Annotated in this window: 24 protein-coding genes, 1 tRNA gene and 1 pseudogene; 17 read left to right on the top strand and 9 right to left on the bottom strand. The window is 60.7% G+C overall.

What is annotated here, in order from left to right:
* Positions 1 to 3 precede the first annotated feature (3 nt).
* Complete coding sequence (locus ACTJJ6_RS01740) at positions 4 to 1,017, top strand: Ldh family oxidoreductase (protein ID WP_033640770.1); 1,014 nt, start codon at positions 4 to 6, stop codon at positions 1,015 to 1,017.
* 45 nt (positions 1,018 to 1,062) lie between these two features.
* Here ACTJJ6_RS01740 and ACTJJ6_RS01735 read toward each other — a convergent pair whose 3' ends face one another.
* The 3 genes from ACTJJ6_RS01735 to ACTJJ6_RS01725 form a co-directional block, all read right to left on the bottom strand.
* Positions 1,063 to 1,743 (bottom strand): hypothetical protein, encoded by a 681-nt coding sequence (locus tag ACTJJ6_RS01735; protein WP_028128011.1) that lies wholly within the window; start codon positions 1,741 to 1,743, stop codon positions 1,063 to 1,065.
* 177 nt (positions 1,744 to 1,920) lie between these two features.
* The gene (locus ACTJJ6_RS01730; RefSeq protein ID WP_004927993.1) at positions 1,921 to 2,349 is read right to left on the bottom strand and encodes a universal stress protein; all 429 of its coding nucleotides are present in this window, start codon (positions 2,347 to 2,349) and stop codon (positions 1,921 to 1,923) included.
* A 180-nt stretch (positions 2,350 to 2,529) separates the two neighbouring features.
* Positions 2,530 to 3,246, bottom strand: coding sequence for a LuxR family transcriptional regulator (locus ACTJJ6_RS01725; protein WP_028128010.1), 717 nt, complete (start codon positions 3,244 to 3,246; stop codon positions 2,530 to 2,532).
* Between the two features lie 335 nt (positions 3,247 to 3,581).
* Here ACTJJ6_RS01725 and ACTJJ6_RS01720 point away from each other — a divergent pair, with 335 nt between their 5' ends.
* From ACTJJ6_RS01720 to ACTJJ6_RS01690, 7 genes and pseudogenes are all read left to right on the top strand, one after another.
* On the top strand, positions 3,582 to 4,976 hold the full coding sequence (locus ACTJJ6_RS01720) for a 3-hydroxyacyl-CoA dehydrogenase NAD-binding domain-containing protein (protein ID WP_440801836.1): 1,395 nt from the start codon (positions 3,582 to 3,584) through the stop codon (positions 4,974 to 4,976).
* Positions 4,874 to 5,887 (top strand): annotated as a pseudogene (locus ACTJJ6_RS01715) (acetyl-CoA C-acyltransferase); the annotation flags it as partial. The gene ACTJJ6_RS01720 and the pseudogene ACTJJ6_RS01715, both read left to right, overlap by 103 nt.
* Before the next feature lie 15 nt (positions 5,888 to 5,902).
* Complete coding sequence (hemA, locus tag ACTJJ6_RS01710; protein WP_015377390.1) at positions 5,903 to 7,114, top strand: 5-aminolevulinate synthase; 1,212 nt, start codon at positions 5,903 to 5,905, stop codon at positions 7,112 to 7,114.
* Positions 7,111 to 8,283, top strand: a complete 1,173-nt coding sequence (locus tag ACTJJ6_RS01705) for an MFS transporter (protein ID WP_015377389.1) — start codon at positions 7,111 to 7,113, stop codon at positions 8,281 to 8,283. Before hemA ends, ACTJJ6_RS01705 begins: the two co-directional genes overlap by 4 nt.
* Positions 8,276 to 8,995, top strand: coding sequence for an enoyl-CoA hydratase-related protein (locus tag ACTJJ6_RS01700; RefSeq protein WP_016928259.1), 720 nt, complete (start codon positions 8,276 to 8,278; stop codon positions 8,993 to 8,995). The genes ACTJJ6_RS01705 and ACTJJ6_RS01700 overlap by 8 nt, the downstream gene beginning before the upstream one ends.
* A gap of 123 nt (positions 8,996 to 9,118) precedes the next feature.
* Positions 9,119 to 9,685, top strand: coding sequence for a GNAT family N-acetyltransferase (locus ACTJJ6_RS01695; RefSeq protein WP_016928260.1), 567 nt, complete (start codon positions 9,119 to 9,121; stop codon positions 9,683 to 9,685).
* Entirely contained in the window at positions 9,669 to 10,229 is a 561-nt protein-coding gene (locus tag ACTJJ6_RS01690; RefSeq protein WP_049300522.1) for a hypothetical protein, read from the top strand. Before ACTJJ6_RS01695 ends, ACTJJ6_RS01690 begins: the two co-directional genes overlap by 17 nt.
* Before the next feature lie 117 nt (positions 10,230 to 10,346).
* Here the strand turns inward: ACTJJ6_RS01690 and ACTJJ6_RS01685 are convergent, their stop codons facing one another.
* A complete protein-coding gene (locus tag ACTJJ6_RS01685) occupies positions 10,347 to 10,649 on the bottom strand; it encodes a putative quinol monooxygenase (protein ID WP_028128007.1) in 303 nt (100 codons plus the stop codon).
* Between the two features lie 451 nt (positions 10,650 to 11,100).
* On the opposite strand from ACTJJ6_RS01685, the gene ACTJJ6_RS01680 reads away from it, so the two are divergent.
* Together ACTJJ6_RS01680 and ACTJJ6_RS01675 are read left to right on the top strand one after the other, a co-directional pair.
* The gene (locus ACTJJ6_RS01680; RefSeq protein ID WP_250648469.1) at positions 11,101 to 12,339 is read left to right on the top strand and encodes an MFS transporter; all 1,239 of its coding nucleotides are present in this window, start codon (positions 11,101 to 11,103) and stop codon (positions 12,337 to 12,339) included.
* A 74-nt stretch (positions 12,340 to 12,413) separates the two neighbouring features.
* Positions 12,414 to 12,923: a DedA family protein gene (locus tag ACTJJ6_RS01675; protein ID WP_049300488.1), complete on the top strand. Its 510-nt coding sequence runs from the start codon at positions 12,414 to 12,416 to the stop codon at positions 12,921 to 12,923.
* A 215-nt stretch (positions 12,924 to 13,138) separates the two neighbouring features.
* Here the strand turns inward: ACTJJ6_RS01675 and ACTJJ6_RS01670 are convergent.
* Positions 13,139 to 13,214: transfer RNA gene (locus tag ACTJJ6_RS01670), tRNA-Lys, on the bottom strand.
* A gap of 349 nt (positions 13,215 to 13,563) precedes the next feature.
* On the opposite strand from ACTJJ6_RS01670, the gene cycA reads away from it, so the two are divergent.
* Positions 13,564 to 14,964, top strand: a complete 1,401-nt coding sequence (gene cycA, locus ACTJJ6_RS01665; RefSeq protein ID WP_028128006.1) for a D-serine/D-alanine/glycine transporter — start codon at positions 13,564 to 13,566, stop codon at positions 14,962 to 14,964.
* Between the two features lie 48 nt (positions 14,965 to 15,012).
* Here cycA and ACTJJ6_RS01660 read toward each other — a convergent pair whose 3' ends face one another.
* Positions 15,013 to 15,936: a DMT family transporter gene (locus ACTJJ6_RS01660; protein ID WP_016928266.1), complete on the bottom strand. Its 924-nt coding sequence runs from the start codon at positions 15,934 to 15,936 to the stop codon at positions 15,013 to 15,015.
* Between the two features lie 67 nt (positions 15,937 to 16,003).
* On the opposite strand from ACTJJ6_RS01660, the gene ACTJJ6_RS01655 reads away from it, so the two are divergent.
* On the top strand, positions 16,004 to 16,579 hold the full coding sequence (locus tag ACTJJ6_RS01655) for a helix-turn-helix domain-containing protein (RefSeq protein WP_049300489.1): 576 nt from the start codon (positions 16,004 to 16,006) through the stop codon (positions 16,577 to 16,579).
* 117 nt (positions 16,580 to 16,696) lie between these two features.
* Complete coding sequence (locus tag ACTJJ6_RS01650) at positions 16,697 to 17,167, top strand: helix-turn-helix domain-containing protein (protein WP_016928267.1); 471 nt, start codon at positions 16,697 to 16,699, stop codon at positions 17,165 to 17,167.
* On the opposite strand, the gene ACTJJ6_RS01645 is transcribed toward ACTJJ6_RS01650, so the two are convergent.
* Positions 17,151 to 18,074 carry a LysR family transcriptional regulator gene (locus tag ACTJJ6_RS01645; RefSeq protein ID WP_016928268.1) on the bottom strand — a complete coding sequence of 308 codons (924 nt, stop codon included), beginning with the start codon at positions 18,072 to 18,074 and terminating at the stop codon, positions 17,151 to 17,153. The genes ACTJJ6_RS01650 and ACTJJ6_RS01645 overlap by 17 nt on opposite strands.
* Before the next feature lie 68 nt (positions 18,075 to 18,142).
* Here ACTJJ6_RS01645 and ACTJJ6_RS01640 point away from each other — a divergent pair, with 68 nt between their 5' ends.
* The 4 genes from ACTJJ6_RS01640 to ACTJJ6_RS01625 all read left to right on the top strand — a co-directional run bounded on the left by ACTJJ6_RS01640 (position 18,143) and on the right by ACTJJ6_RS01625 (position 20,978).
* Positions 18,143 to 18,760 carry a LysE family translocator gene (locus ACTJJ6_RS01640; RefSeq protein WP_016928269.1) on the top strand — a complete coding sequence of 206 codons (618 nt, stop codon included), beginning with the start codon at positions 18,143 to 18,145 and terminating at the stop codon, positions 18,758 to 18,760.
* Positions 18,761 to 18,838: 78 nt separating this feature from the next.
* Positions 18,839 to 19,438, top strand: coding sequence for an NAD(P)H:quinone oxidoreductase (gene wrbA, locus ACTJJ6_RS01635; protein ID WP_004928045.1), 600 nt, complete (start codon positions 18,839 to 18,841; stop codon positions 19,436 to 19,438).
* A 235-nt stretch (positions 19,439 to 19,673) separates the two neighbouring features.
* Positions 19,674 to 19,988: a hypothetical protein gene (locus ACTJJ6_RS01630; RefSeq protein ID WP_176063406.1), complete on the top strand. Its 315-nt coding sequence runs from the start codon at positions 19,674 to 19,676 to the stop codon at positions 19,986 to 19,988.
* 189 nt (positions 19,989 to 20,177) lie between these two features.
* Positions 20,178 to 20,978: a DNA/RNA non-specific endonuclease gene (locus ACTJJ6_RS01625; RefSeq protein WP_015377376.1), complete on the top strand. Its 801-nt coding sequence runs from the start codon at positions 20,178 to 20,180 to the stop codon at positions 20,976 to 20,978.
* Between the two features lie 49 nt (positions 20,979 to 21,027).
* On the opposite strand, the gene ACTJJ6_RS01620 is transcribed toward ACTJJ6_RS01625, so the two are convergent.
* Both ACTJJ6_RS01620 and ACTJJ6_RS01615 read right to left on the bottom strand, forming a co-directional pair.
* Positions 21,028 to 24,108, bottom strand: coding sequence for a MexW/MexI family multidrug efflux RND transporter permease subunit (locus ACTJJ6_RS01620; RefSeq protein ID WP_049300490.1), 3,081 nt, complete (start codon positions 24,106 to 24,108; stop codon positions 21,028 to 21,030).
* Positions 24,109 to 24,118: 10 nt separating this feature from the next.
* Positions 24,119 to 25,204 carry an efflux RND transporter periplasmic adaptor subunit gene (locus tag ACTJJ6_RS01615; RefSeq protein WP_049300491.1) on the bottom strand — a complete coding sequence of 362 codons (1,086 nt, stop codon included), beginning with the start codon at positions 25,202 to 25,204 and terminating at the stop codon, positions 24,119 to 24,121.
* Positions 25,205 to 25,277: the final 73 nt, after the last annotated feature.

The raw sequence follows: 25,277 nt of genomic DNA, 5'->3' as shown, positions 1-25,277 counted from the left end.
GAAATGACATCCATGCATGTGCTGTCGCTGGAACAGGCTTATCAACTGGCGTTGCGTACGCTGCGCAACAACGGTTTCAATCAGGCGCATGCCGAAGCGGTGGCGCAAAATGTCACTCAGGGCGAACGCGACGGCTGCGCTTCTCACGGGCTGTACCGGTTGTTGGGCTGCGTGCGATCGCTGCGGGCAGGCAAGGTTTCTGCCGATGCGATGCCCAGGTTGCTCGACCAGGCGCCGGCCATCTTGCGCGCCGACGCCGGCGGCGCGTTCTCCCTGCTGGCCTACCGCACCGCCCTGCCGGCCTTTATCGAGAAAGTGCGCGCCAACGGCCTCGCCGCGCTGGCGATCAACCGCTGCGTGCATTTCTCCGCGCTGTGGGCCGATATCGAACCGCTGACCGAGCAGGGGTTGGTGGCCTTGGCCTGCACGCCCAGCCACGCCTGGGTGACGCCGGCCGGCGGTTCGCGACCGCTCTTCGGCACCAACCCCATCGCCTTCGGCTGGCCGCGTCCGGATCGGCCGCCATTTTTGTTCGACATGGCCACCAGCGCGGCGGCGCGCGGCGAAATCGAATTACACCGCCGCGCTGGCACCCCGCTGCCTGAAGGCTGGGGCATTGATAAGGCAGGCAATCCGTCCACCGATGCCGCCAGCGTGTTGGAGGGCGCGATGCTGACCTTCGGCGGGCATAAGGGCTCGGCGCTGGCGGCGATGGTTGAATTGCTGGCAGGGCCGCTGATCGGCGATATGACCAGCAAGGAATCGCTGGCCTATGACGATGGCACCGGTTCGTCGCCTTACGGCGGTGAGCTGGTCATCGCGTTGGATCCCGAGCGTTTTCTCGGTGCGGATAAGGCGAAATATTTCGCCGGAGCGGAGGCGATGTTTGCCGATATGCAGGCACAAGGCGCCCGCATCCCCGGCGAACGCCGTTATCGGCAACGGCGCCAGAGCGAGCAATACGGCGTGGAAATCCCCAAGGCGTTGTACGACGACATAGTGGCGCTGTGCGATTAACGCTGGATTAATGCCCCGCGCCGGCAACCCGGCGCGGGGAGAGGCTTATCCAGCCTGAGCCAGGTCGCTGTGCAGGCGTTTGCGCCACACCGGTTTGGTGTCCCAGCGGGCGAAGTGTTTCGCCTCTTTACCCGGCTGCACCTGATGCCACATGCCTTCTTGCCACCGGATCGGTTCCTTTCCTCGCAACGTTGGGCGGGTCTGTTTAATCGTCCGTTGCAAGACGTCTGCTTCTTCCGCAGTAATGGGCGGCGCCTGTCTGGCGGCGTCCAGCGCACGGCTTCCCAGCGGCGCCATCACCTGATACAACACGTTGACCTGCTGCAGCGTCGCTTGCTGATTAGTGCTCATGCCCTTCCCCGACCAACCGTCGAAGTTTTCACCGGGATCGTCCCCCTGCGCGCGATACTCATTACCTGGCCCCTCGACGATATTCCATCCTTGCCAGGTCACCAGAGTGTGTAATCCATCGCGATCCTGCAGATTCTTATTTTGGATCTGTTTGAGCACCGCCGCGCGGTTTGGCACACCGATCAGGTTCATAAACTCGTCCAGCGCGTTCCAATGCTGCCCCGCCACCAGCCCATTCCAGACATTACGCAAACAGTTCCAGGGAATAGTGTGATGCCAGGTCAGCGTGATAAGCGGTTTGGTTGACGCATGTTGCCAACGGCTCGGTTCACTGCCCCGATCGCCTCTGATAATCCCATCGACTTCTAATGGCATAGCTGCCCCTCTTCTGGCTGAAATGGAAAATATGCGCAAGGCCGGTGGCCCGGTTGGCATAAAAACGTCAGCTGAAATCGTAGCAGTTCAGACTGGGATGGCAATAAAACGCAAAGCACGCTCTGCAGCCGGCCGGTAACCGCAGAACGTGCCCGAAAATGGTGAGTTTAAGATGGATTATCTGACCACCATCACCGAAATATTGGCATGGCGAACGATAGCGGCGGCGTTGGACCCCAGCAGATAGGTTTTCACGCTCGGGCGACGCGAACCGATGATGATCAGATCGGCGTCGATCTCTTCCGCCAGTTCCAACACCTGATCGCGTGCAGAACCGAAGCTAACGGTGTAATTGAGGCGATCCAGCGGCAGATCGATTTCCGACATGATTTTCTTCAGTCTATCCACCGCCTTCACCTCCGCCTGATTCTCAAACTCCTTGAGACCGAACGAATAGGCAGTAACAAACGCCGAGGCATCCGGCAGCGCATGGAAGAAATGCACTTTAGCGCCGGACATCTTCGCCAAATATTCCACATGCTTCAGCGCATGCTCGGTCAACAGGTCCTCTTCAATATCGATCGGCACTAAAATAGTCTTGTACATATCACGTCCTTTCTATGTAAACCGGGTGCCAACAGAATACTGCCGCGCACGGGCGCGGTGAATCGCTTTATCACGCTTTTGTGATCGGGGGGTAAATACTGATAAGGATAGTTTTTAATTTAACAAAATATAAACATTACACCGATAACGGATAGGCGCTTAATTATTTATTACTCGAGATTAAATCAGCTGTAAATAAACCGCTTTGGCGGTAGCGGCGGTCTTATTGGCGACAGAAAGTTTTTTAATCGAGTTGCCGATGTGGAAATTGACCGTGCGCTCGCTCACCCCCATCAACAACGCGATCTCTTCCGCCGTTTTTCCTTCGCTGCACCAGCGTAAAATGTCTTTTTCGCGCAGCGTCAGCACATCTTTTATCGCGTCATCATTCACCGATATCAAGGCCTCCCGCAGCGTTTTATGGGCGGTTTGCGCCAGCCAAAGGAAAAAAGTTTCATTTGCCGCACGCACTTGCGGCGTTTGCTCGGGTAGCGCTTTACCGGCAAACGTCAGGATCCCCAACCTGCCATAGCAATCCTTGACCGACTGCGACCAACCGGCGCACAGGCCGAATTGCGCCATACGCCGCCAAAGCGTCGGCCGCTCATGATAAAAGCTTTCGTCCCACTGGAACTGCAGCGTGGAATGGTGAGCACGCTCAATAACCGGATCCTGCAAATACACCCGCTGCCGCCGATAATCTTCGAGATAGTTCGTTGAAATATTCCCTTCGATCAGCATCTTGGGGCTGCTGGCCGGATAACAGGAAAACACGATGTAAGAGAAATAATCAAACCCCAACGCCTCGGCGCAGGGTCCCAGTTGCGTCAGAAAGCATTCGCGATCGGCCAGGCTGCCAATTACCTCCGCCATGAGCCGTTGAGTGCGGGTATCCATAACGCAGGTTCTCCAGATAGCGATGTCGATTTATCGATAGGTCAGGTTCACTATAGAATATCGCCGCCCGGCGCCAGTAGCCGTTTCATATAATAAAAAATACCAACGCTATAACGAAAACAGCTATTCCCCTTAAAATAAGCCTTTTTATTGCGCCGAACAGGAAAACTACGCGAATAGCATACTCTCCTCGGCACGTAAACCTGTCATTTCTACCGTTAGACAGCCAGGACACCACCAATTACTTTCCAGACAGGCACCCAGTGCCGCCGTAAATCCAAAGAGATAATAAGCATTTGCGAATTTCGCATGGCATACAGTGACGGGGATTTTCTATGGCAGAAAGTAATGCGGCAATTCAATCGGCTGCGATTATCGGCGCGGGAACGATGGGCAGAGGCATCGCTTATCTTTTCGCGCAAAAAGGCATTCGCACGGTGCTTTATAATCGCAACGGCAATACCCTCAATCAGGCTCGCGAATATATCGCGCAAGACCTGAACAAGAAAGTCGAACAGGGCAAGATCGCGCTGCAGGATAAAGGCGCGGTGCTGGCCAATCTGATGTTCACTTCAGTGTTTGAGGCCATCGCCGACAGCGAGCTGGTGATAGAAACCATCGCCGAGCAAGAACAAACCAAACTTGAGGTGCTGGCGGCCATCGCCGCGGTGGTCAAGCCCAACACGCTGATCGCCACCAATACCTCCTCACTGTCGCTTAACAAGCTGGCTACTGCGGTGACGCACAGCGAACGCTTTATCGGTTTGCATTTTTTCAACCCCGCGCCGCTGATGAAGCTGATTGAAATCATTCCGGCCTACTTTACCGCGCACGCCACCACCGAACGCTGCCGCCAACTGGTGGCGGCGTTGGGGAAACACGATGTCGTCTGCCAGGCCACGCCGGGGTTCATCGTCAATCGCATGGCCCGCCCCTACTACCTGGAAGGGTTCCGCCTGTTGGAAGAACACGTGGCGCGCGCGGCGCAGATCGACCGCGCTCTCAAGGCCGGCGGGCGCTTCCGCATGGGGCCGCTCGAGCTGACCGATTTTATCGGCCAAGACATCAACTATCAGGTCAGTCGGCAAATCTGGCAGGACATGCAATACGACCCGCGCTATACCCCCGGTCATCTGCAGCGTTCACTGGTCGATGCCGGTCTGTTGGGGAAAAAGAACGGCCGCTCCTATTTTGCCGCCGAAGAAACCGCCCCGCCGGTGACGGCCGCCAGCAATGCAGACGTCGAGACGCTGCGCGTTTACGGCGAGCACCCTTTTTTTACCCTGTTACAGCAGCGAGCCGCGCTTCAGTGGCCACAGCTGCGCGTGGAACAACGGCCGGCATTACCGGGGCTGGGGTCGGCCGTCCAGATCAATGACGCTTTCACCGTCAGCATCACCGATGGCCGCACGGCGAGCCAACTGGCCGAGCAGACGGCAGCAGATGCCTTTGTGGTCGATGTCGCCCTGAACTACGCCGACACGACGTATCTGGCGGCGGCGCACAGCCGCCACGCCTCTGCGGCCAATAAGGCGCTGTTTTTACGCCTGCTGCACACGGCAATCCCGCGGCGGAAGCAGATCTGGACGAAGTGGTTCTGGGCTGCGCCAACCAGTCCGGCGAAGACAACCGCAACGTCGCCCGCATGGCGACGCTGCTTTCCGGGTTGGATCCGTCGGTGCCAGCCATCACCCTCAACCGCCTTTGCGCCTCCGGGTTGGATGCGGTGATCTACGCCGCGGCGAAAATCCGCAGCGGCCTCAGCGAACTGATTCTGGCCGGCGGTGTGGAAAGCATGAGCCGCGCGCCCTATGTGCTGAGCAAAGGCGAAACGCCGTTCGACAAGGGGGTAAAGCTGTACGACACCACGTTGGGGTGGCGCTTTGTTAACCCGCGGCTGGCGCAGCGCTACGGCAGCGATCCGCTGGGCATCACGGCGGAAAACGTAGCCCAACAGCAGGGTATCTCGCGCGAGGAACAGGATCTGTTCGCGCTGGGCTCGCAGCAAAAAGCCCGCCGGGCGATCGACAGCGGCCGGCTGGCGCGGGAAATCACGCCCGTGGACGTGCCGGCGGATCGTAAAACTACCCGCACATTCGCGCAGGACGAATTCCCCCGGCTCAGCACGCTGCAACAGCTGCAGGCGCTGAAACCGGCGTTCTCCGTCGGCGGTTCGGTCACCGCAGGCAACGCTTCCGGCATCAACGACGGCGCCGCCGCGCTGCTATTAGCCTCCGGCCGCTACGTGAAACGCCAGGGGTGGCAACCGCTGGCGGAGATCGGCGACAGCGCGGCCGCCGGCGTTGAACCGGCGCTGATGGGGCTGGGGCCGATCGCCTCCACCGAGCGCTTGCTGCAGCGCGGCGGCTTCACCTTGAACGATTTCGACATCATCGAGATTAACGAAGCGTTCGCCTCACAGGTTCTGGCGGCGCTGAAACACTGGCGTATCGGCACCAACGACGCGCGCGTCAACCCGAACGGCGGCGCCATCGCACTCGGTCATCCGCTGGGGATGTCCGGCGCGCGCCTGGTGCTGTCGGCGGCGCTGGAATTACGCGACCAACAGGCGAACAACGCATTGGTGACGATGTGCGTCGGCGTCGGTCAGGGGCTGTCATTAAACCTTAAAGCCGTTTAACACAAGGAACATACGATGAGCGTACTGAACATTCTTGAAGAAAAGCTGGCGGAAACCAAAAAACAGGGGCGTTTTCGCGAGTTCCTCAACCTTGAACGCGGCGTGCAGGACAAACCCTGGGCCACCAGCCACGGCCATCACGGTGAGCGCCGTCTCAACGTCTGGTGCTCGAACGACTATCTGGCGATGAGCCACCACCCCAAAGTGCTGCTGGCCACCACCGATGCGGTTAACCGGGTCGGGCTGGGCACCTGCGGCGCCCGCAGCATTTCCGGCACCTCGGTCTACCACAGCGAGCTGGAAACGCTGCTGGCCAGCGCCTACGGCAAAGAGTCGGCGCTGCTGTTCACCACCGGTTTCGGCGCCAACGACGCCACCTTGTCCACCCTGTGCGACGCCATTCCCGATCTGATCGTGTTCTCCGACGAGCTGAATCACGCCTCGATGATTTACGGGATACGCTACAGCAAGGCGGAGAAAAAAATCTTCCGCCATAACGACGTGGCGCACCTCGCCGAGCTGCTGCAGGCCGCCGATCCGGCGCGGCCAAAGCTGATCGCTTTCGAGTCGCTGTATTCCATGGACGGTGACTTCGCCCCTCTGGCGCAGATCGTGGCGCTGGCGGAGCAGTATCAGGCGCTGACCTATCTCGACGAGATCCACTCCGCCGGCGTCTATGGCGAACGGGGGCTGGGCTACGCCGAACAACTGGGCCTGCTGGATAAAATCACCATTATTCAGGGCGGGTTCGGCAAATCTTACGGTGCGGCGGGCGGCTATATCGCCGCGCCCCGTTCGGTGGTGGAGGCCGTGCGCAGTTGGGCCCCGGCATTCGTCTTCAGCACCTCGTCGCCGGCGCCGGTGGTGGCCGCCGCGCTGGCCAGTTTTAAATACAACCTCGAGCATGACACCCAACGCAAACACCTGCTGGCGATCGTCGATCACCTGAAAACCGGCCTGCGCGCCGCCGGCATCCCGCTGGTGTCGGCAGACAGCCATATCCTGCCGCTGCTGGTCGGCGATCCGCACCGCAACAAACACATCAGTAAAGTGCTGCTCGATGAGCACGATATTTACGTGCAACCGGTCAATGCCCCGACGGTGCCCGCAGGCAGCGAGCGGCTGCGGGTGACGCCGACCTCGGCGCACTCCCATGCCGACGTGGAGACCTTCCTGGCGGCGCTGGGGCGAGTCTGGGCGGCGAACGATCTGCGGAGGGCGGGATGAAGTTAGCGGATTATAATGGCCATCTGATCACGCTCTGTCTGATGGCGACCGGTACCTTCGCCATCGGCACCGACGCCTTTATCGTCGCCGGCGTGCTCAGCGACATTTCCGATACCTTTGCCGTCAGCCCCGCGCAAGCGGGGCAATTGATATCGGTATTCGCGCTGGCTTATATGCTGTTCGCCCCCCTCACCGCCTGGCTGCTGGGCAACGTCAACCGCAAGCATATCCTGCAGTTGGCGCTGGTGCTGTTCATCGCCGGCAACCTGGCCTGCGCCTGGGCCACCAGCTACCTGCAGATCTCGTTCGGCAGAGTGCTGGCGGCATTGGGGGCGGCCTGTTACACGCCACAGGCCGCCGCCGCCGCGGTGGGGCTGGTGGCGGAAAAACGCCGCGGCCTGGCCATTTCCATCGTCTATGGGGGCATGACGTTGGCTATTGCGCTCGGTATTCCGTTCGGCACCTTTCTCGCCAAACTGATCGGCTGGCGTGAAATCTTCCTGTTCATCGCCCTGCTGGGGGCGATTGCGCTGCTGGGCCTGTCGCTGGCGCTGCGGGCCATTGCGCCTCCGGGCAAGCATTCGCTGAAAGAGCGGCTCGCCCCGCTGAGACAAAAGGCGGTGCTGACCACGCTGCTGATCACCTTTTTTGCCGTTTGCTCGGAACACATCGTCTATAGCTACGTCAGCGTGTTGCTGAAAAACACCCAGTTCGGCCCGCAGGCGATCCTGCCCCTCGCGCTGCTGGTGTTCGGCATTGGCGCGGTGATCGGCAATTTTGCCTCCGGCGCGTTAACCGATGCCCTCGGCAGCAAGTTCGTGCTGCTGTTTTCCGTGGCAATCCAGACGCTGTCCCTGTTTCTGCTGGCCTTCTATGTCACTTCCCCCTGGTGGGTGCTGGCCATCTTTCTGGTCTGGGGCATCACCGGCTGGATGTATCTGGTGCCGATCCAGCATCACCTGTTGTCGCTATCGAAACGCTTTGGCGCGCTGACCGTATCGCTCAACAGCTCGGTACTGTACGCCGGCATCGCGGCGGGCGGCATGCTGGGCGGCCTGGCGCTCTACGCGCTGCCGGCCTATTACCTGCCGCTGTTTTCGCTGCCGCTCGGCGCCATCGCCCTGCTGCTGACGCTGATCTTTTTCCGCGGGGAGGCCAGCGATGAGTGAATCACCGCCGGTGCTTTACGAACGTTATGGCGCGCAGGTTGCGGTCATCACCCTCAATCGGCCGGAGAAAAAAAACGCCATCAACCTGCAGATGGCCGAGCTGATCCGCACTTACCTGCGGCAGGCGGATAACGATGACTCGGTGCGAGCGATCGTCCTGGCTGGTCAACCGGCGGTATTTTCCGCCGGCATGGATATCAACGCCTTTCATCAGGGTGAACTGCCCATCGTCACGCCGGAGGGGTTTGGCGGGCTGATCCATGCACAGATCGCCAAGGTGATCATCGCCGCCGTTGACGGTATCGCGTTCGGGGGCGGATTTGAGCTGGCGCTGGCGTGCGATCTGATCGTCGCCGGCCAGAACGCGCGCTTCAGCTTCCCCGAAACCGGGCTCGGGTTAGTCGCCGCACAAGGCGGGTGCGCGCGCTTGCCGGCGCGTATTTCTCCCTATGTCGCGCTCGACTGGCTGCTGACAGGCAGAACCGTCGGCGCACAGGAGGCGTTGTCACACGGCGCCATTTCTCGCATCAGCGAGGGGGCGGCCCGGGAAGAGGCGCTGCGCATCGCCGAACAGATCGCCGGAAAAGATCTTGCCGCCAGCCAGGCGGTTAAGGCCATTGTGCGCCAGGGGCTGGCACGGCAAGAAGCCCCCTCATTCGATTTTCAACAAGGCCCGGTCGAGCGCCTGCGTCAGGCCGCCGCCCGCCGATAATGCCCCTGCCGGTTCGCCTGAACCGGCATTTCCCGTTTGTCCTCCACCGCTCATTTTACGCAGCCCGCCTCTCGGCGCTGGGCTACACTGCCGGTAGCCCTAATGCGCTGATAAGGAAAAACAATGCGCCACTTGCCTTTGCTGACCCCCAGACTGATCCTGCGCCCGTTCACCGCCGACGATCTGCCCCACTTTACCGCCTACCGCAGCCACCCTGACGTGGCGCGCTATCAAAGCTGGAGCGACTACAGCGTCGCCGAGGCACAGGCCTTTTTCGCACAGCAACGGCGGCTCGAATTCAACCGTGACGACAGCTGGTTTCAACTGGCGGTCGAACGCCGCGAGGACGGCGCGTTGCTCGGCGATATCGCGGTGCATTTCTTCGATGAGGGGCGCCAGGCTGAACTGGGCGTGACCTTCGCGCCCAGCCACCAGCGTCAAGGGCTGGCGCGCGAGGCGCTGAACGCCGTCATCGCTCTGCTGTTCGGGCCGCTGGCGAAGCACCGTATTACTGCGGTGGTGGACGCGCGTAATCTTGCCGCCGCCACGCTGTTCGGCAAACTGGGTTTTCGGCGCGAGGCCTATTGGCGGCAAAACGTGTTTTTCAAAGGCGCATGGGGCGACGAATTCGGTTTCGCCCTGCTGCAAAGTGAATGGCGGGAGAATGCAAGGCATGACGTTGCTGAATAAATACCTTGGGCAATACCAGTTCTCGGAACGGCATGCGATCGCCATCGCCGCGCCGCAGGCGCGGATCCTGACGGCCGTGGCCGCCTACGATCCCAAGCACGATCGTTTCTTCCGCAGCATGATAGCGCTGCGCGAATTGCCTGCGCGGCTGATGCCGCGCCGAACGCCCACCCCGCCGCCGTTTGGCCTGCATAACTTTTGCCTGCTTGAGCAGGATGACAGCGCGTTGGTCTATGGCCTGATCGGCCGCTTTTGGCAGGCTGAATACGGTCTGGAGCAGGTCGCTGACGGGGCGGGCTTTCTGGCCTTCGCTCAGCCCGGCGTCGCCAAACTGGCGCTGGGTTATGTTGTGAGTTCCCCCGAGGGCGGGCGCTGTCGTCTGGTGACGGAAACGCGCATCTTCTGCCCTGACGACGCCAGCCGGCGGCGGTTTACCCCCTATTGGTATGCTATTCGCCTGGTGAGCGGGTTGATACGGCGCCGTATGTTGCGCGCCATTAAAACCGCCAGCGAAAAGCAGGCGGTGAATCATTCACCAGATTGATTAATTTAAGAGCATTCTTAGAGAATGAAAATCATTATCAGCCTATTTTTTAATCACAACAAGATCAAGATAGTGTTGAGAAGCCATTAACCCCGCCCCCTGCGGGGATTTTTTCGCCTACTTATCACCTGTTTCAGGAAATGCCTCCATAAACAGGAAGGTGCAAGGCTTGCGTTGATACTGATTGATCTGCGGCACCAGCCGGGTGAAATGCTCGGTCTGACAATGCACGTCCAGGGCGGCGCGATCCGGCCAGCTTTCGATAAAAATAAAATGCCCGGGATCCTGCTGGTCGATGCACAGTTCATAACTGATGTTCAGCGGCTCTTGACGGGTTTTCTCCACCAGCTCGCGGTACCACGGCATAACGGTGTCAATGTGTTCCGGGTGGATAAAATCTTCAGCGATGACCTTCAGCATGTTGCGCTCCTGCATTCTGTTTTGCCGTGCCTCACCTTATCGTCCTCACTCCCGAGATGAAAGCGCCATACTCCAGGTCTATCGCCGGGTTGCCAATTCGGTGATAGCGCACACAGATCTCGATCAAAGCGCTTGAACGCGCCCTGGCCCTGTGTGAACGTCTGATTAACAAAAAAGCAACACACCATTCACCATGGTGATGTCTGCATCAACCTGCCGACCCGATATGCGGCATTTTTTTCACCCTTAAAGGCCTGACCATTAGACCTTTAAGGCTCGCGAAGAAAGTCCGCTGTTACCGTCGTGTTGAGGGCAACGGCGCCAGGACGGTCCTTATGACCGACGCTTGTCATTCTCAGAAGAGAGGTTACCGCCAGTGAATCACGCCACCTATGCCGTTCCTGCGCTCAACGCCGCCATTCGCAAAACCTGGCGCAGACTGGTGCCCTTGATGTTCGCCATGTACTTCATCGCGTTTATCGATAGGGTTAACGTCGGCTTTGCCAAGGACGCGATGGCCATCGATATCGCGCTGTCGCAATCCGCCTTTGCACTGGGCGCCGGAATATTTTTTGCCGCCTATGCGCTGTTTGGCATCCCGGCCAACCTGCTGATGAACCGCTGGGGGGCCAAACGCTGGCTCAGCGCCACCACCGCGCTGTGGGGGGCGCTGTCGGCCTGCACCGGGCTGGTGACCAATGAACAGCAATTTATCGTTCTGCGGTTTCTGCTGGGGATCGCCGAAGCCGGCTTTTACCCCGGCATCCTGCTGCTGGCGTCGATCTATTTTCCCAATAAGGTGCGCGCCTCGGTTATTGGCATTTTCGTGCTTGGCGTGCCGGCGGCCCTGACGCTCGGCTCACCGCTGTCGGGGGCATTGCTGGAGATGCACGGCGTGTTGGGTAAACCCGGTTGGTTCTGGATGTTCGTGCTGGAAGGGCTGCCGGCCGTCGCCCTCGGCGTCTTCGCCTTTTTCTATCTCGACGATAACCCACGGCAGGCCCGCTTTCTGACCGAGGAAGAACGCACGGCGCTGGTGGCACAATTGGCCGATGAACAGCAGCAGACCGAAACCAGCAGCGTCAAAGCGGCGATGAGCAGCGGCACCGTTTGGCATCTGGCGTTGATCTACGGCACCCTGCAGATTGGCGTATACGGCCTGATGTTTTTCCTGCCGTCGCAGGTCGCTTCGCTGATGGGCACCCATCTCGGCTTCAAGGCCTCGCTGGTGGCCGCCATCCCCTGGGCGTTCTCCGCGCTGGGCGTCTATTTCCTGCCGCGCTATGCCGACAGAAACACCGCCAGAAGATTACCGATCGCCGTCGGGTGCATGGTCGCCGCAGCGCTGGGGTTGGTGGTGTCTTCCTATGCCGGCCCTCTGCTCGCCATCGTCGCCCTGAGCTGCTGCGCAGTCAGTTTCCTGGCGGTGCAGCCGATTTTCTGGACGTTTCCCGCGCAGGTGCTCACCGGCCCGGCGCTGGCGGCCGGCATCGGTTTTTGCACCACGCTCGGCGCCGCATTCAGCTTTTTAGCCCCGCTGATCCGCACGGAGGCGGAACAGCGTTTTCACAGCCCGCATGCCGGGCCATTGGTGCTGGCCGCCTTTTCGCTGCTGTGCGCCACGCTGTTGTGGGCGCTCAGAAACCGGCGCGCCGACGTGAGCAAGCAAGACGCGGAGATTGCCGGATAGCGGCGCGTTATTTAACCCTTATTGAACCTGCGGATGGGACACTGGCACTCAGCCCTCTCGCCCGCAGGTGTTAAATGGATGAATTGACGCACATTATCGCCAAATACAGTCCGGAACCGGGGATGTTGCTGCTGCTGATTTTCCTGTTCGCGCTGGGAAAATCCGTGATCGTGGTGTCTTCCGCCCTGCCGCCCGCCTCGGTGACGCTGCTGATGGGCATCGTTGCAGGCAAGCACGCGCTGCCCTTCGGCGCGGTTTGGGCGGCCATCGCCCTCGGCGCCGCGTTGGGCTCGATCCTGTCTTTCCACTGTGGCGCACGGCTGCACGGCCGCGATCTTGGCCGCCGACTGCCGGCACGCTTTCACGCCCCGCTGCGCAAAGCGCAACGTTCCTTGCAAAAGCGCGGACTACCGCTGCTGTTCGCCTCGCGTTTTCTGGCGGTGATGCGTTACACCGTGCCGCTGATGGCCGGCATGCTGCAACTGCCGGCGCGGCGCGTCTATGCCACCGCCGCGCTCTCGGCCGGCGTCTGGGCGCTGCTTTTGATGTCGGCGGCGCATTTATTCCCCCGCTTCTTGACCTGAAAGATTCTTGGGCAAATGGCTCGCCCCTGCGCCGACATTGCGCCAGCGCACAGCCTCTCTTGCCGTATAAACTGCAGTGCGACACCGCAGTTTGCGCCAGATCACCTTTCTGAACATCAGTCGAAAAATGCGAATTTTTTTGCAAAAAGCGCGCTTAAAACGGCGCAACGAGGGAACAAGCAGAGAAAAGCCTGAGCGTAACACGCTGATTTGGTTGGTGGGTGGTACAGGGTTCGAACCTGTGCCCCATTGATTAAGCTTCAACTGCTCTACCGACTGAGCTAACGACCCAACGCGGTAAGTTGCCCTCCTCGTCAGTGCTGCTGTCAAACGCTTCCACTCATTACTTTTTCTCATGCGAATTTTACAACCCTTTGTTTAATCAACGAGATAAGCCGCATAAGGTCTGTTAATCCCCTCTTTTGAAGAGTAATCTTCCGCTCCCTGAACGTCCGATTTGCCTCCTCCGTGTAAAGATTGATCGACTTTTATCCCACGTATAAATGTTGTAAACATGTTGCACAAAGGTGGCGTTATTGCACTACCTTACTAAAGCCGGATCAACCGGATAAATGTATAAAAAAGAGCCACTTCAGAGCTCACGACTTCACTAATGACAGGTAAAACAGGACATCATCAGATGGTAGATCACTCTAAAATAGCGACTGACGCGACGCCCGCTTCAGAAGATCATCTACGGCGAAACCTCACTAACCGACATATTCAACTGATCGCCATCGGCGGCGCCATCGGCACCGGTCTGTTTATGGGCTCCGGTAAAACCATCAGCCTGGCCGGCCCTTCGATCATCTTCGTGTACATGATCATCGGCTTTATGCTGTTCTTCGTGATGCGCGCCATGGGCGAGCTGCTGCTGTCCAATCTGGAATACAAATCGTTCAGCGATTTCGCCGCGGATCTGCTCGGCCCGTGGGCCGGTTTCTTCACCGGCTGGACCTACTGGTTCTGCTGGGTGGTCACCGGCATCGCCGACGTCGTGGCGATCACCGCCTACGCCCAGTTCTGGTTCCCCGAGCTGTCGCAGTGGATCGCTTCACTGCTGTGCGTGCTGTTGCTGCTCGGCCTTAATCTGGCGACGGTGAAAATGTTCGGCGAAATGGAGTTTTGGTTTGCGATGATTAAAATCGTCGCCATCGTCGGGCTGATTGTCGCCGGGCTGGTGATGATCGCCATGCAGTTCCAGTCGCCGACCGGCACCGTGGCCTCATTCACCCATCTGTGGAATGACGGCGGCATGTTCCCGAAAGGCATCAGCGGCTTCTTCGCCGGCTTCCAGATCGCGGTATTCGCCTTCGTCGGCATTGAGCTGGTGGGCACCACCGCCGCGGAAACCAAGGATCCGGAGAAGTCGCTGCCGCGCGCCATCAACTCGATTCCGATCCGCATCATCATGTTTTACGTGTTCGCCCTGATCGTCATCATGTCGGTAACGCCGTGGAACTCCGTGGTGCCTGACAAGAGCCCGTTCGTTGAGCTGTTCGTGCTGATCGGCCTGCCGGCCGCGGCCAGCGTAATCAACTTCGTGGTGCTGACCTCCGCCGCCTCTTCCGCCAACAGCGGCGTGTTCTCCACCAGCCGCATGCTGTTCGGGCTGGCGCAGGAAGGCGACGCGCCGAAATCGTTCGCTAACCTGTCCAAGCGCGCGGTGCCGGCCAACGGCCTCACCTTCTCCTGCATCTGCCTGCTGGGTGGCGTGGTGTTGATTTACCTGATCCCGAACGTGATGACGGTCTTCACTCTGGTGACCACCGTATCGGCGATTCTGTTCATGTTCGTCTGGACCATCATCCTGTGCTCGTACCTGGTCTACCGTAAACGGCGCCCGGCGCTGCACCAGAAATCGATCTACAAGATGCCTGCCGGCAAACTGATGTGCTGGGTGTGCATGGCGTTCTTCGTGTTCGTGCTGGTGCTGCTGTCGCTGCGCGAAGACACCCGCCAGGCGTTGATCGTCACCCCGCTGTGGTTCATCGTGCTCGGCCTGTCTTACGTGTTCCTGCGCAAGAAGAAAACCGCGTGATGCAAAAAGGGGCGGATCTCTCCGCTCCTTTCTTTTTACGCCTCTGCGCTAATCCGCTTCCGTCGCCACCGCCGCTTTATCCTTGCGCCGCACGCGCAGCTCGCTGACCACCACCCCAATCACGATCAACGCGCCCCCCAATAACGCCACGCCCGGTAAACGCTCACCGGCGAGCCGCCCGACGATGCCCGCCCAGACCGGTTCACCGGCGTAGATCACCGTAGCGCGCGTGGGTGAAACGCTGCGCTGCGCCCAGTTCATGGTCAGTTGAATCAACGCGCTGGCCAGCCCCAGCCCTATGGCGCTGTACAACAGGTAATCCGAATACGGCGGCGGCGACTCGCCGGTCGGCACCATCATCAAAAACGAGGCCAGCGAGGCGGTCGCCAGCTGTACTATAGTCACGCGGCGGATATTCACCTTGCCGGCGAAAGCGCCGATGAGGATGATCTCTGCCGCCATGCCCAGCGTGCCGGCCAGCGTCAGCATTTCGCCGAGGCTCAGCGTCATGTCGGTGCTGCTCGGCGCCGCCAGCAGCATCAGGCCGGTAAAGGCCAGCAGAATGCCGATCCACGACATGATGCCGGGGAAGCGCCCCAGCACCAGCCATTGCAACAGCGGCACGATCGGCACGTACATGGCGGTGATGAACGCCGATTGGCTGCTGCTAATCGTCTGCAGACCGACGGTTTGCATGCTGTAGCCGAACATGATCGCCAGCCCGATCAGCACGCCCGCCTTCAGTTCATACAGGGTCAGGCCGCGCAGCACGCGCAGCGAAAACAACGTCAACGCCAGCGTGGCGGTGGCGAAACGCAGGCCGACAAAAAAGAACGGCCCGCTGACTTGCATCGCGTGATGCACCGCCAAAAAGGTGCCGCCCCAGATCATCGTGATGAAAATCAACACCGCTTCCGGCAGCCTGATCTGCGGAACCACGGCGGAAATAAAGGATTTTTTTGCTGCTGACACCGGCTTGCCCTTCCTGCTGAGTGCAATATAATGCACAGATCCTGCCAGTATGAGATAAAGTCCGGCGATGAGCAATACGGCGCATAACGCGAAAACCGATCCCCCCAAAGTGCTGCAGTACCTGAGCAGCAATCTGCGCGGCTACCGCCAACAGGCGGGCCTGAGCCAGATGGCGCTGGCCGAGCTTTCCGGCGTCAGCCGCCGCATGCTGGCGGGCATCGAGGCCGGCGATCGCAACGTCAGCCTGGCGGTACTCGACAAGATCGCCGCCGCCCTGGCGATTTCCTTTACCGATCTGATTCAGGCACCGGAGGCTCGCGGCAACCATCTGGTGGGCGAGTTGGCCTGGCAAGGCGCACAGCCGGGCAGCCAGGCGCTGTTCGCCGCCAGCGTGCCGGCGCGCCAACGGGCCGAGCTGTGGGAATGGACGCTGATGCCGGGTGAGCGCTATGACTCGGCGCCGGACGCCGAAGGCTGGAGTGAAATGATCTACGTGATTGCCGGCACCCTGACATTGGAACTGGAACAAGGCACGCTGACGCTCAGCGCCGGCGCCGCGCAAACCTTCAACAGCGATCAACGTTACGCTTACGCCAACCACGGCGACCTCCCGCTGCGCTTTATCCGCAACGTCGCCTTCTGACTGCCCGCCGGCCCGCGCCGGCGGCGGATGTCGTGTCGCTGTCGTGCCGCTGTCGTGGCGCCGCCACCCCGCGCCTCCTACACTGGATGACAGTGACAGCGAACTCGGGAGTGCATCATGCAAAAGTACCGCATCAGGCCGTTACGTCTGGAGAAAGGCTGGTCGCAGGAACAGTTGGCGACCATCGCCGGCCTCAGCACCCGCACCGTACAGCGGATTGAAAACGGCGAACAGGCCAGCCTGGAAACCTTGACCGCGATCGCCGCCGCGCTGGGCGTGCAGGTCCGCGATCTCAACGCACAGCCGCAACAGACAATAGAGGAGGAGGCGCCTGACGAACAGCGCCTTCGTCGCCAGGTCGCGGCAGAAGGCAAACTGCTGAGCATGGCGGTGCGTTTCGCCGTGATTGGCGTGATGTTGTTCGCCATCAATTGGTTTACCCACCCGCACTATCTCTGGTCGCTGTGGGCGATCGGCGGCATGAGCCTCGCGCTGGTCATGCGGGCGGTGCGCACTCTGCTGCTGCGCAACGTCTTCAGCCGCTGGCAGGAACAGCGGTTGGCGCAAAAACTCAGGCGTCTGCCGTGAGCGTTAGCCACTCGGCCAGCCGGGCCAACGCGCTGCCCGGCACGATCGCCTGCGGCGACAGCAGGTAATAGCCGCTGCCGTCGGGCGTAAAACCGAACGGCGCACTCAACAAACCGGCGGCCAGATCGTCTCGCACTTGCAACCACGGGCCGATCGCGATACCAAGACCGGCGACCGCCGCCTGCAGGCTGAAATAGAAATGATCAAAGCGCTGCTCCGAATGCCCTGCCAACGTCATCCCCTGCTGCTGCGCCCAGTGCCGCCAGGCATCCGGTCGGGTGGCAGAATGCAGCAGTTTAGTGCCGGGCCGCAAACTCCGCAGGCTGCCCTCGGCGCTCGTCATCCTTGCCAATGCCTCGGGTTGGCACACCGGCCCAACCTTTTCACTGAACAGCGCCAGGCTATGCACCTGCTTTCCCCAATCGAAGTCATTGCGCCTGATCGCCGCCGTAATGCCGTCATGGAACGAAAACGGCCCGCCACCGGCCACCAGTTGTAAGTTGATATCCGGGTGCGCCTGCTGAAAAGCCGGCAGACGCGGGATCAGCCAACGCATCAATAAGGTCGGTTCGCAGGACAAGACCAGCGGCGCGTCGAGCGCCTGCTGACGCAGTTCCAGCGCGGTATGATCCAGAATGCCGAAGGCCTGCTGCGTCGCCTGAAACAGCTTGCGCCCCGCCGCCGTGAGCAGAACCCGCCGATGGCGGCGCTCAAACAGCGCCACGCCCAGCTCCTCTTCCAGCGCCCGCACCGCCCGGCTGACGGCGCCATGCGTCAAATTCAGCCCCTGCGCCGCCTGCGTAAAACTTTCCAATCGCGCGGCGGCCTCGAAGCAGCGCAGCCCGCCCAACGGCAACGGCCTGCCGGTTTTGCGTGAGTTTTTCTCACCGATATTGTCACTATTCATCGTTTGTCACCGAGAAAAATTACTCTTATAAATCAGTCACTCTATTGATAAACACCGCAAGGATAACTATGACTGAACTCATCGCTGTCGTCACCATTACTTTACTCGCCGTGATAAGCCCGGGGCCGGACTTTGCCATGGTCTCGCGCAATAGCCTGTTGCTTTCGCGCCGCGCCGGCGTCTTGACCGCCTGCGGCATTGGCGCCGGGGTGCTGGTCCATGTCAGCTATACGCTGATTGGCGTCGGCGTGTTGATTCAACAGTCGCCCTGGTTGTTTAACCTGCTTAAAGCCATCGGCGCCGCCTACCTGATCTACCTCGGCGTTACGCTGCTGCGCAACGCGGCGCATCATGACGCAGTCCCCAGCACAGCGCCGGCCGCCATCAGCGATTTCGCCGCCTTGAAAACCGGTTTTTTCACCAACGCGTTAAACCCGAAAACCACCATCTTCATCGTCAGCCTGTTCATGCAGGTGGTTTCTCCGCACACCCCGCTCGGCGTGCAAATCGGCTATGGTCTTTTTATCGCCGCCGTCCATATCTTCTGGTTTGCCGCCGTCGCGCTGCTATTTTCCGCACCGGGCGTCAATGCGCGCTTTTTGCGTTTGCGCCGCGGCATCGACCGCACCTTTGGCGGGCTGCTGATCGCCTTTGGCGCCCTGCTGGCGATCGCCGGCATCAAGTAACGCCGTAACGCCAAGTTCGCCATTCGCTTCTATGCTTATCAGGGGTTTTTGTTAATCATCTGAGCGGGAGTACGGAACATGACGAAACTGTTGGTGCTTTATTACTCAATGTACGGCCACATCGAACGCCTGGCGCAGGCGGTGGCCGAAGGGGCGAATCGGGTCGATAACGTGGACGTGACGATTAAACGCGTGCCGGAAACCATGACGCCGGAGGCCTTCGCCAAGGCCGGGGGCAAACAACATCAACAGGCGCCGGTCGCCACCCCGCAAGAGCTGGCGGACTATGACGGCATCATCTTCGGTACGCCGACCCGCTTCGGCAATATGGCCGGGCAAATGCGCACCTTCCTCGATCAGACCGGCGGCCTGTGGGCTTCCGGCGCGCTGTACGGCAAGGTAGGCAGCGTCTTCTCCTCCACCGGCACCGGCGGTGGCCAGGAACAGACCATCAGTTCGACCTGGACCACGCTGGCGCACCACGGTTTCATCATCGTGCCGATCGGCTATGCGACGCAGGAGCTGTTTGACGTTTCACAGGTGCGCGGCGGCACCCCGTATGGCGCCACCACCATCGCCGGCGCCGACGGCTCGCGGCAGCCGAGCAACGAAGAGCTGACCATTGCCCGTTATCAGGGCGAACACGTGGCCAAAATCACCGCCAAGCTGAAAAGTTAAGCGCCCTCCAGCCTCGTGATCCAAAGGGCCGCGCATTCGCTCGGCCCCATCTTGTTGCCGACCCGCCGCAAGGTTAGAATGCCCCTCCCCCGGCCATTCAGCGTCTGAAGGCCAGGCCCGAATTCGTTCTGCCCGTCGCTCATCCGCTTTCAGCCTGAGGACGGGCGTTCTGTTTTTTGCGCACAGCGAAGGGAATAAGTCAGTGTCTAAAGATTTTGATGAACTAATAAGAGACATGGATCTTATTATTGAAAATGTAGACAGCTTCAAGGCTCTGGCTCCGCGCGCGCCCGAGCCGGCTCCGGCCCCGCCGCCGCCGGTTCATCACTACGACTCGTTCTGCGAAAACATCGCGCTGAAAGTCGTCTTGAAGGTGCTGCTGTCTTCGGTGGACAAGATAGTCAAAGTGCAGATCGCCAACAAGGTCGAGCAGGAAATCGCCCAGATCGAACAGCAGGTGGTGCTCGCCGGCGGCGGCCCGGTATCACCGGACGATCTGGCGCAGATGACGCATTACGTTCGCCGCACGGTCAACGACCTGCTGGAATAATCCCCCCTTTGAAACGGCGTCTGTTGGACGCCGTTTTTATTTCCGCCGCATTTCACGTGCGGCGTGGCTGTACCATGACTGACACATTCACAACATGAATATGTTGCATTGTTGTATTCGTTTCACTGCGATAAGTTTAATTTACTGTAAATATATACAGTACTTTTTTAACTTATTGAGGATATGAATATGCGCTTTAACAACAAGATGTTGGCCCTGGCCGCCCTGCTGTTCGCCGCACAGGCGTCGGCCGACACGCTCGAATCCATCGACAACTGCGCGGTCGGCTGCCCGACCGGCGGCAGCAGCAACGTGTCTATCGTGCGTCATGCTTATACGTTGAACAACAACAGCACCACCAAGTTCGCCAACTGGGTGGCTTATCACATCACCAAAGACACACCGGCCAGCGGCAAGACGCGCAACTGGAAAACCGATCCGGCGCTCAACCCGGCGGACACGTTGGCGCCCGCCGATTACACTGGCGCCAACGCGGCGCTGAAGGTCGATCGCGGTCATCAGGCGCCGCTGGCCTCGCTGGCGGGCGTCTCCGACTGGGAATCGCTGAATTACCTGTCCAACATCACGCCGCAAAAGTCCGATCTTAACCAGGGCGCCTGGGCGCGGCTGGAAGATCAGGAACGCAAGCTGATCGATCGCGCCGATATCTCCTCGGTCTATACCGTGACCGGGCCGCTGTATGAACGCGATATGGGCAAACTGCCGGGCACCCAGAAAGCGCACACCATCCCCAGCGCCTACTGGAAGGTGATTTTCATCAACAACAGCCCGGCGGTGAACCACTATGCCGCTTTCCTGTTCGATCAGAACACGCCGAAGGGCGCCGATTTCTGCCAATTCCGCGTGACGGTGGACGAGATCGAGAAACGCACCGGCCTGATCATCTGGGCCGGTCTGCCGGACGACGTGCAGGCTTCGCTGAAGAGCAAACCCGGCGTCCTGCCGGAGTTGATGGGCTGCAAAAACTGACGAAAAAACCCGCCGAAGCGGGTTTATTTTTCACGCGGGCGCCGGCGGATTATTCCGTCAGCGCTTTTTGCGCGGCGGCCAACTCACGCTGACGGGGTGAGGCTACCGCGTGATCGCGCGCCAACAGCGTATACACCGTCGGCAACACAAACAGGGTAAACAGCGTGCCCACCAGCATGCCGGAGACGATCACCAGCCCCAGGCCGAAGCGGCTGGCAGCCCCGGCGCCGCTGGCGAACAGCAGCGGGATCAAACCGAACACCATCGCCCCGGTGGTCATCAGCACCGGCCGCAGACGAATTTGCGCCGCCTGCAAAATCGCGCCGCGCCGCGTCAGCCCCTGATGCATCTGCAGCTCATTGGCGAACTCCACCATCAGAATGCCGTGCTTGCTGATGAGCCCGATCAGGGTCACCAGCCCGACCTGGGTGTAGATATTCATCGTGGCGTAGCCCAGCGCCAGCGGCAGCAAGGCGCCGCAGATCGACAGCGGCACGGTGATGAGGATAATCAGCGGATCTTTCAGGCTCTCGTACTGCGCCGCCAGCACCAGGTAAATGATCACCAAGGCCGCCAGGAACGCGAACGCCAGCGCGCTGCCCTCTTGGGTGTATTGGCGCGAATCCCCCTGCCAGTCGTGGCTAAATTCGGCCGGCAGCGCATTGGCCTGCCGTTCGAGGAAAGCCACCGCTTCGCCCATCGAAACGCCGGGCGCGGGAATGGCCTGCAGGGTGGCGGCGTTCTGCTGGTTGAACTGGGTCAGCTTGTTCGGTTCGACCTTAACGGCCACCGATACCACGGTGGAGAGCGGCACCAGCGTATTGTCCTGGGTGCGGACATATTGCCGCGCCAGCGCCTGCGGCGTCAGCCGTTGTTCGCGCAGGCTTTGCGGGATGACGTCATAAGCGCGCCCGTCCATGCCGAAGCGGTTGAGGTAGTTCTCTCCCACCAGCACCGCCAACGATTCACCGATGTCGCTCATGCGTATCCCCAGACTGTTGGCCTTGGCGCGATCGATGCGCACCTCCGCCAGCGGGTTGTTGTAGTCCAAATCGCTGTCCACCACCATAAACAGGCCGCTGTTTCTGGCGTTCTGCTTCACCTCCTCCAGGGTGCGATACAGCTGCGGGTAGTCCTGCGGCGTACGCAGCACCATTTGCACCGGCAGCCCCCCGGTGGAGCCTGGCAAGGCGGGCAGCTGGAAGGCGAAAATGCTGGTGCCTTCAACATCGTTCACCGCCCGTTGCAGATCGGCCTGCACCGCCGACGCCGAGCGCTGGCGCGCCTGCCACAGCGTCAGGTTGATGCCGCCGATACCGGACGCCGTGCCGTCGCTGCCGTTGATGATCCAGCGGCTTTCGGTTTCCGGCATGCGGTTGTAAACCTCATCCAGCTTGTAGGCAAAGCGTTCGACATAGTTCAGGTTAGCGTGCTGCGGCGCCTTGATGGCGGTCAGTACAATGGCCTGATCCTCGGTCGGCGCCAGCTCGCGCTGCGGCATCAGGTACAATAGCGGCAGACTGATCATCACCAGCAACGCCAGCGTGCCGGTCACCCAACGGTGGTGCAGCGAGAAATCCAGCGCGCGCGCATAGCGCCGCGTCAGGCCGCCGAAGAACCACTCGGCGGCGTGCGCCACGCGCCCTTCGCTCTGTTTGGCCGGCAGCAGGAGCGAGCTCATCACCGGCGACAGCGTCAGCGCCACCACGCCGGACACCACCACCGCCCCGGCCAGCGTCAGCGCGAATTCGCGAAACAGCGCGCCGGTCAGCCCGCCCATCAGGCCGATCGGCGCATAGACCGCGGCCAGCGTCAGAGTCATGGCGATCACTGGCCCGGCCACCTCGCGTGCGCCGATCATCGCCGCCGCCAGCGGCGTTTTCCCCTCTTCGATATGGCGATGCACGTTCTCCACCACCACGATGGCGTCGTCCACCACCAAACCGATCGCCAGGACCATCGCCAGCAGCGTCAGCAAATTGACGCTGAAGCCAAAGGCCAACATCAGCCCGGCAGCGCCAAGTATCGACAGCGGAATGGTCACCACCGGGATCAACACGGTGCGCAGCGACCCCAGACACAGGTAGATCACCGCCACAACGATCGCCAGCGCTTCGAGTAGGGTATGCACCACTTCATCGATCGAGGCCTGAATAAAGCGCGCGGTTTCGAACGCCAGCGCCATCTTCACGCCCGGCGGCTGCATCTTGTCGATCGCCGGCATCAGGTGGCGAATGCCGTCGACGATCACCAGCGGGTTGCCGGTCGGCGTAGGGAAGACGCCGAGGAACACCGCCGGTTCGCCATCCATCAAGGCGCTGGTTTCCGTGGCTGCGGCGCCCAGCTCCACGGTGCCGACGTCTTTCAGGCGCACCAGACCGTTGCCGTCGTTGCGCACCACCAGATTGCGAAACTCCTCTACGCTGGTGAGATCGGTATTCACCCGCACGTTGGCAACCACATACTGCCCTTTCACCTTGCCCGGCGCCGCCTGGTAGTTGTTGCGCCGCACCGCATCGGCCACATCGGCAGCGGTCAGACCGCGGCCGGCCAGCCGATCGCTGTCCAGCCACAGGCGCATCGCCATTTTTTGCCCGCCGAACACTTCAACCTTGGCGACGCCGTCGATGGTGGTGAACATCGGTTCCACCACCCGCGTCAGGTATTCGCTCAGCGCCGGCGTGGACAGCGTTTTACTGGAAAAACCGACATAGGCCACAGCGGTGGCTTCACCGGCTGAGCGCTCAATCACCGGATCGTAAGCCTGTTCCGGCAGCTTATAGCGCACCTGGTTGACCTTGGCCATCACTTCGGTCAGCGCCTGGGTGGAGTCGCGGTTCAGCGCCATGCGCACCGTCACCACGCTGCGCCCCTGCACCGAGGAGGAAGAAAGGTAGTCAACGCCCTCGACGGAGGACACTGCCTGGGCGATCGGCTGCGTAACAAAGCCCTGCATCAGCTCGGACGACGCGCCGGGATAGTCGGTGCTGATGGTGATGGTAGAGTTTTCCAGCAGCGGGTATTGGCGGATCGGCAGTTTGCTGAGCGCCAGCGCGCCGAACAGCAGGATCAGGGTGCTGACCACCAGCGCCAGCACCGGCCGGCGCACGAACAGATCGGTAAATGTCATCAGCCTCTCCTCAGGAACCGGCCTGGGCGGCGTTCAGAGTATCCTGCGCCACCGGCTCGGCCGCCGTGCCGTCGCTCAGCTTGAGCTGGCCCGAAGTCACCACCCGGTCGCCTTCCTGCAGACCGCTGACGATCTCGACGCGCCCGTCGTTGCGCTCACCCACGGTGACTGAGACGCGCTTGACCGTCATGCCCTTTTCACCCTGCTGGGCCAGAAACACGGTATCGCCGTACGCCGTATAGGTCAGCGCCGTTTCCGGCACCGTCAGCACCGCCACGCGCTGCTGCTGCGTGACGCGAATGCCCGCGTACATACCGGCTTTCAGCAATCCTTGACGGTTGGCCAACGTCGCCTGCACCTGCACGGTGCGGGATTTGCCGATCATCGGGTCGATAGCGGTAATGGCGGCGGGGAAAGCGCGCTCGGGATAGGCCCCGACCTGCACCGACACCGCCTGCCCCAACGCCAGCCCGGCGCTGCTTTGTTCGTCCAGCGAGAAGTTGACGCGCAGCGTATCGGCGTCCACCAGGTTCGCCACCGCCTCGGCGGCGTTGAGGTATTGCCCTTCATGCACGCGACGAATGCCGATGGTGCCTGAGAACGGCGCGCGGATCGCCTTTTGTGCGATTTTGGCCTGCGTTTCCTGCACCGCCCCGAACGCCATATCCCGTTCGGCCAGCGCATCGTCCAGCTGTTGTCGCGCGGTGGCGTTGAGGTTCATCAGCTTGCGCATGCGCGCCAACAGCAGATCGGCATTGCGCAATTGCGCCTGCAGGCGCACCAGCTCAGCCTGCTCGACCGCATCGTTGAGCTGCACCAGCAGTTGCCCCTGCCGCACCGTTTGGCCGGATTCGAACAGGATGCGCGTGATGCGGCCGCTGGTCTCTGCCGCCACTTCCACCTGGCTGGCCGCCTCCAGCTCGCCCACGCCGGCGTAACTGCGCGCCGCCTGTTCACGCAGTGCGGGCGCCAGCGCCACTTTCACCGGCGGATAGGCCGGCGCGCCTTCGCTTTGCCGCGCGGTGGATCGCATCGCGACCGCAGCGACGGCGAGCGCCGCCAGCAGCGCGGCAATAATGAGGTATCGTTTCATCATGTAACGGTTTCTTCCTGATTTTACAGCCAAAGCCATCCTTCCCCCGACGCAGCGCAGGCAGGTGACGAGAGAT

Source organism: Serratia sp. 22278 (genome assembly GCF_052045405.1).
Taxonomy (GTDB): domain Bacteria; phylum Pseudomonadota; class Gammaproteobacteria; order Enterobacterales; family Enterobacteriaceae; genus Serratia; species Serratia marcescens.
The sequence above is the reverse complement of the archived record's forward strand: the minus strand, read 5'-3'. Positions and strand labels throughout refer to the sequence as shown.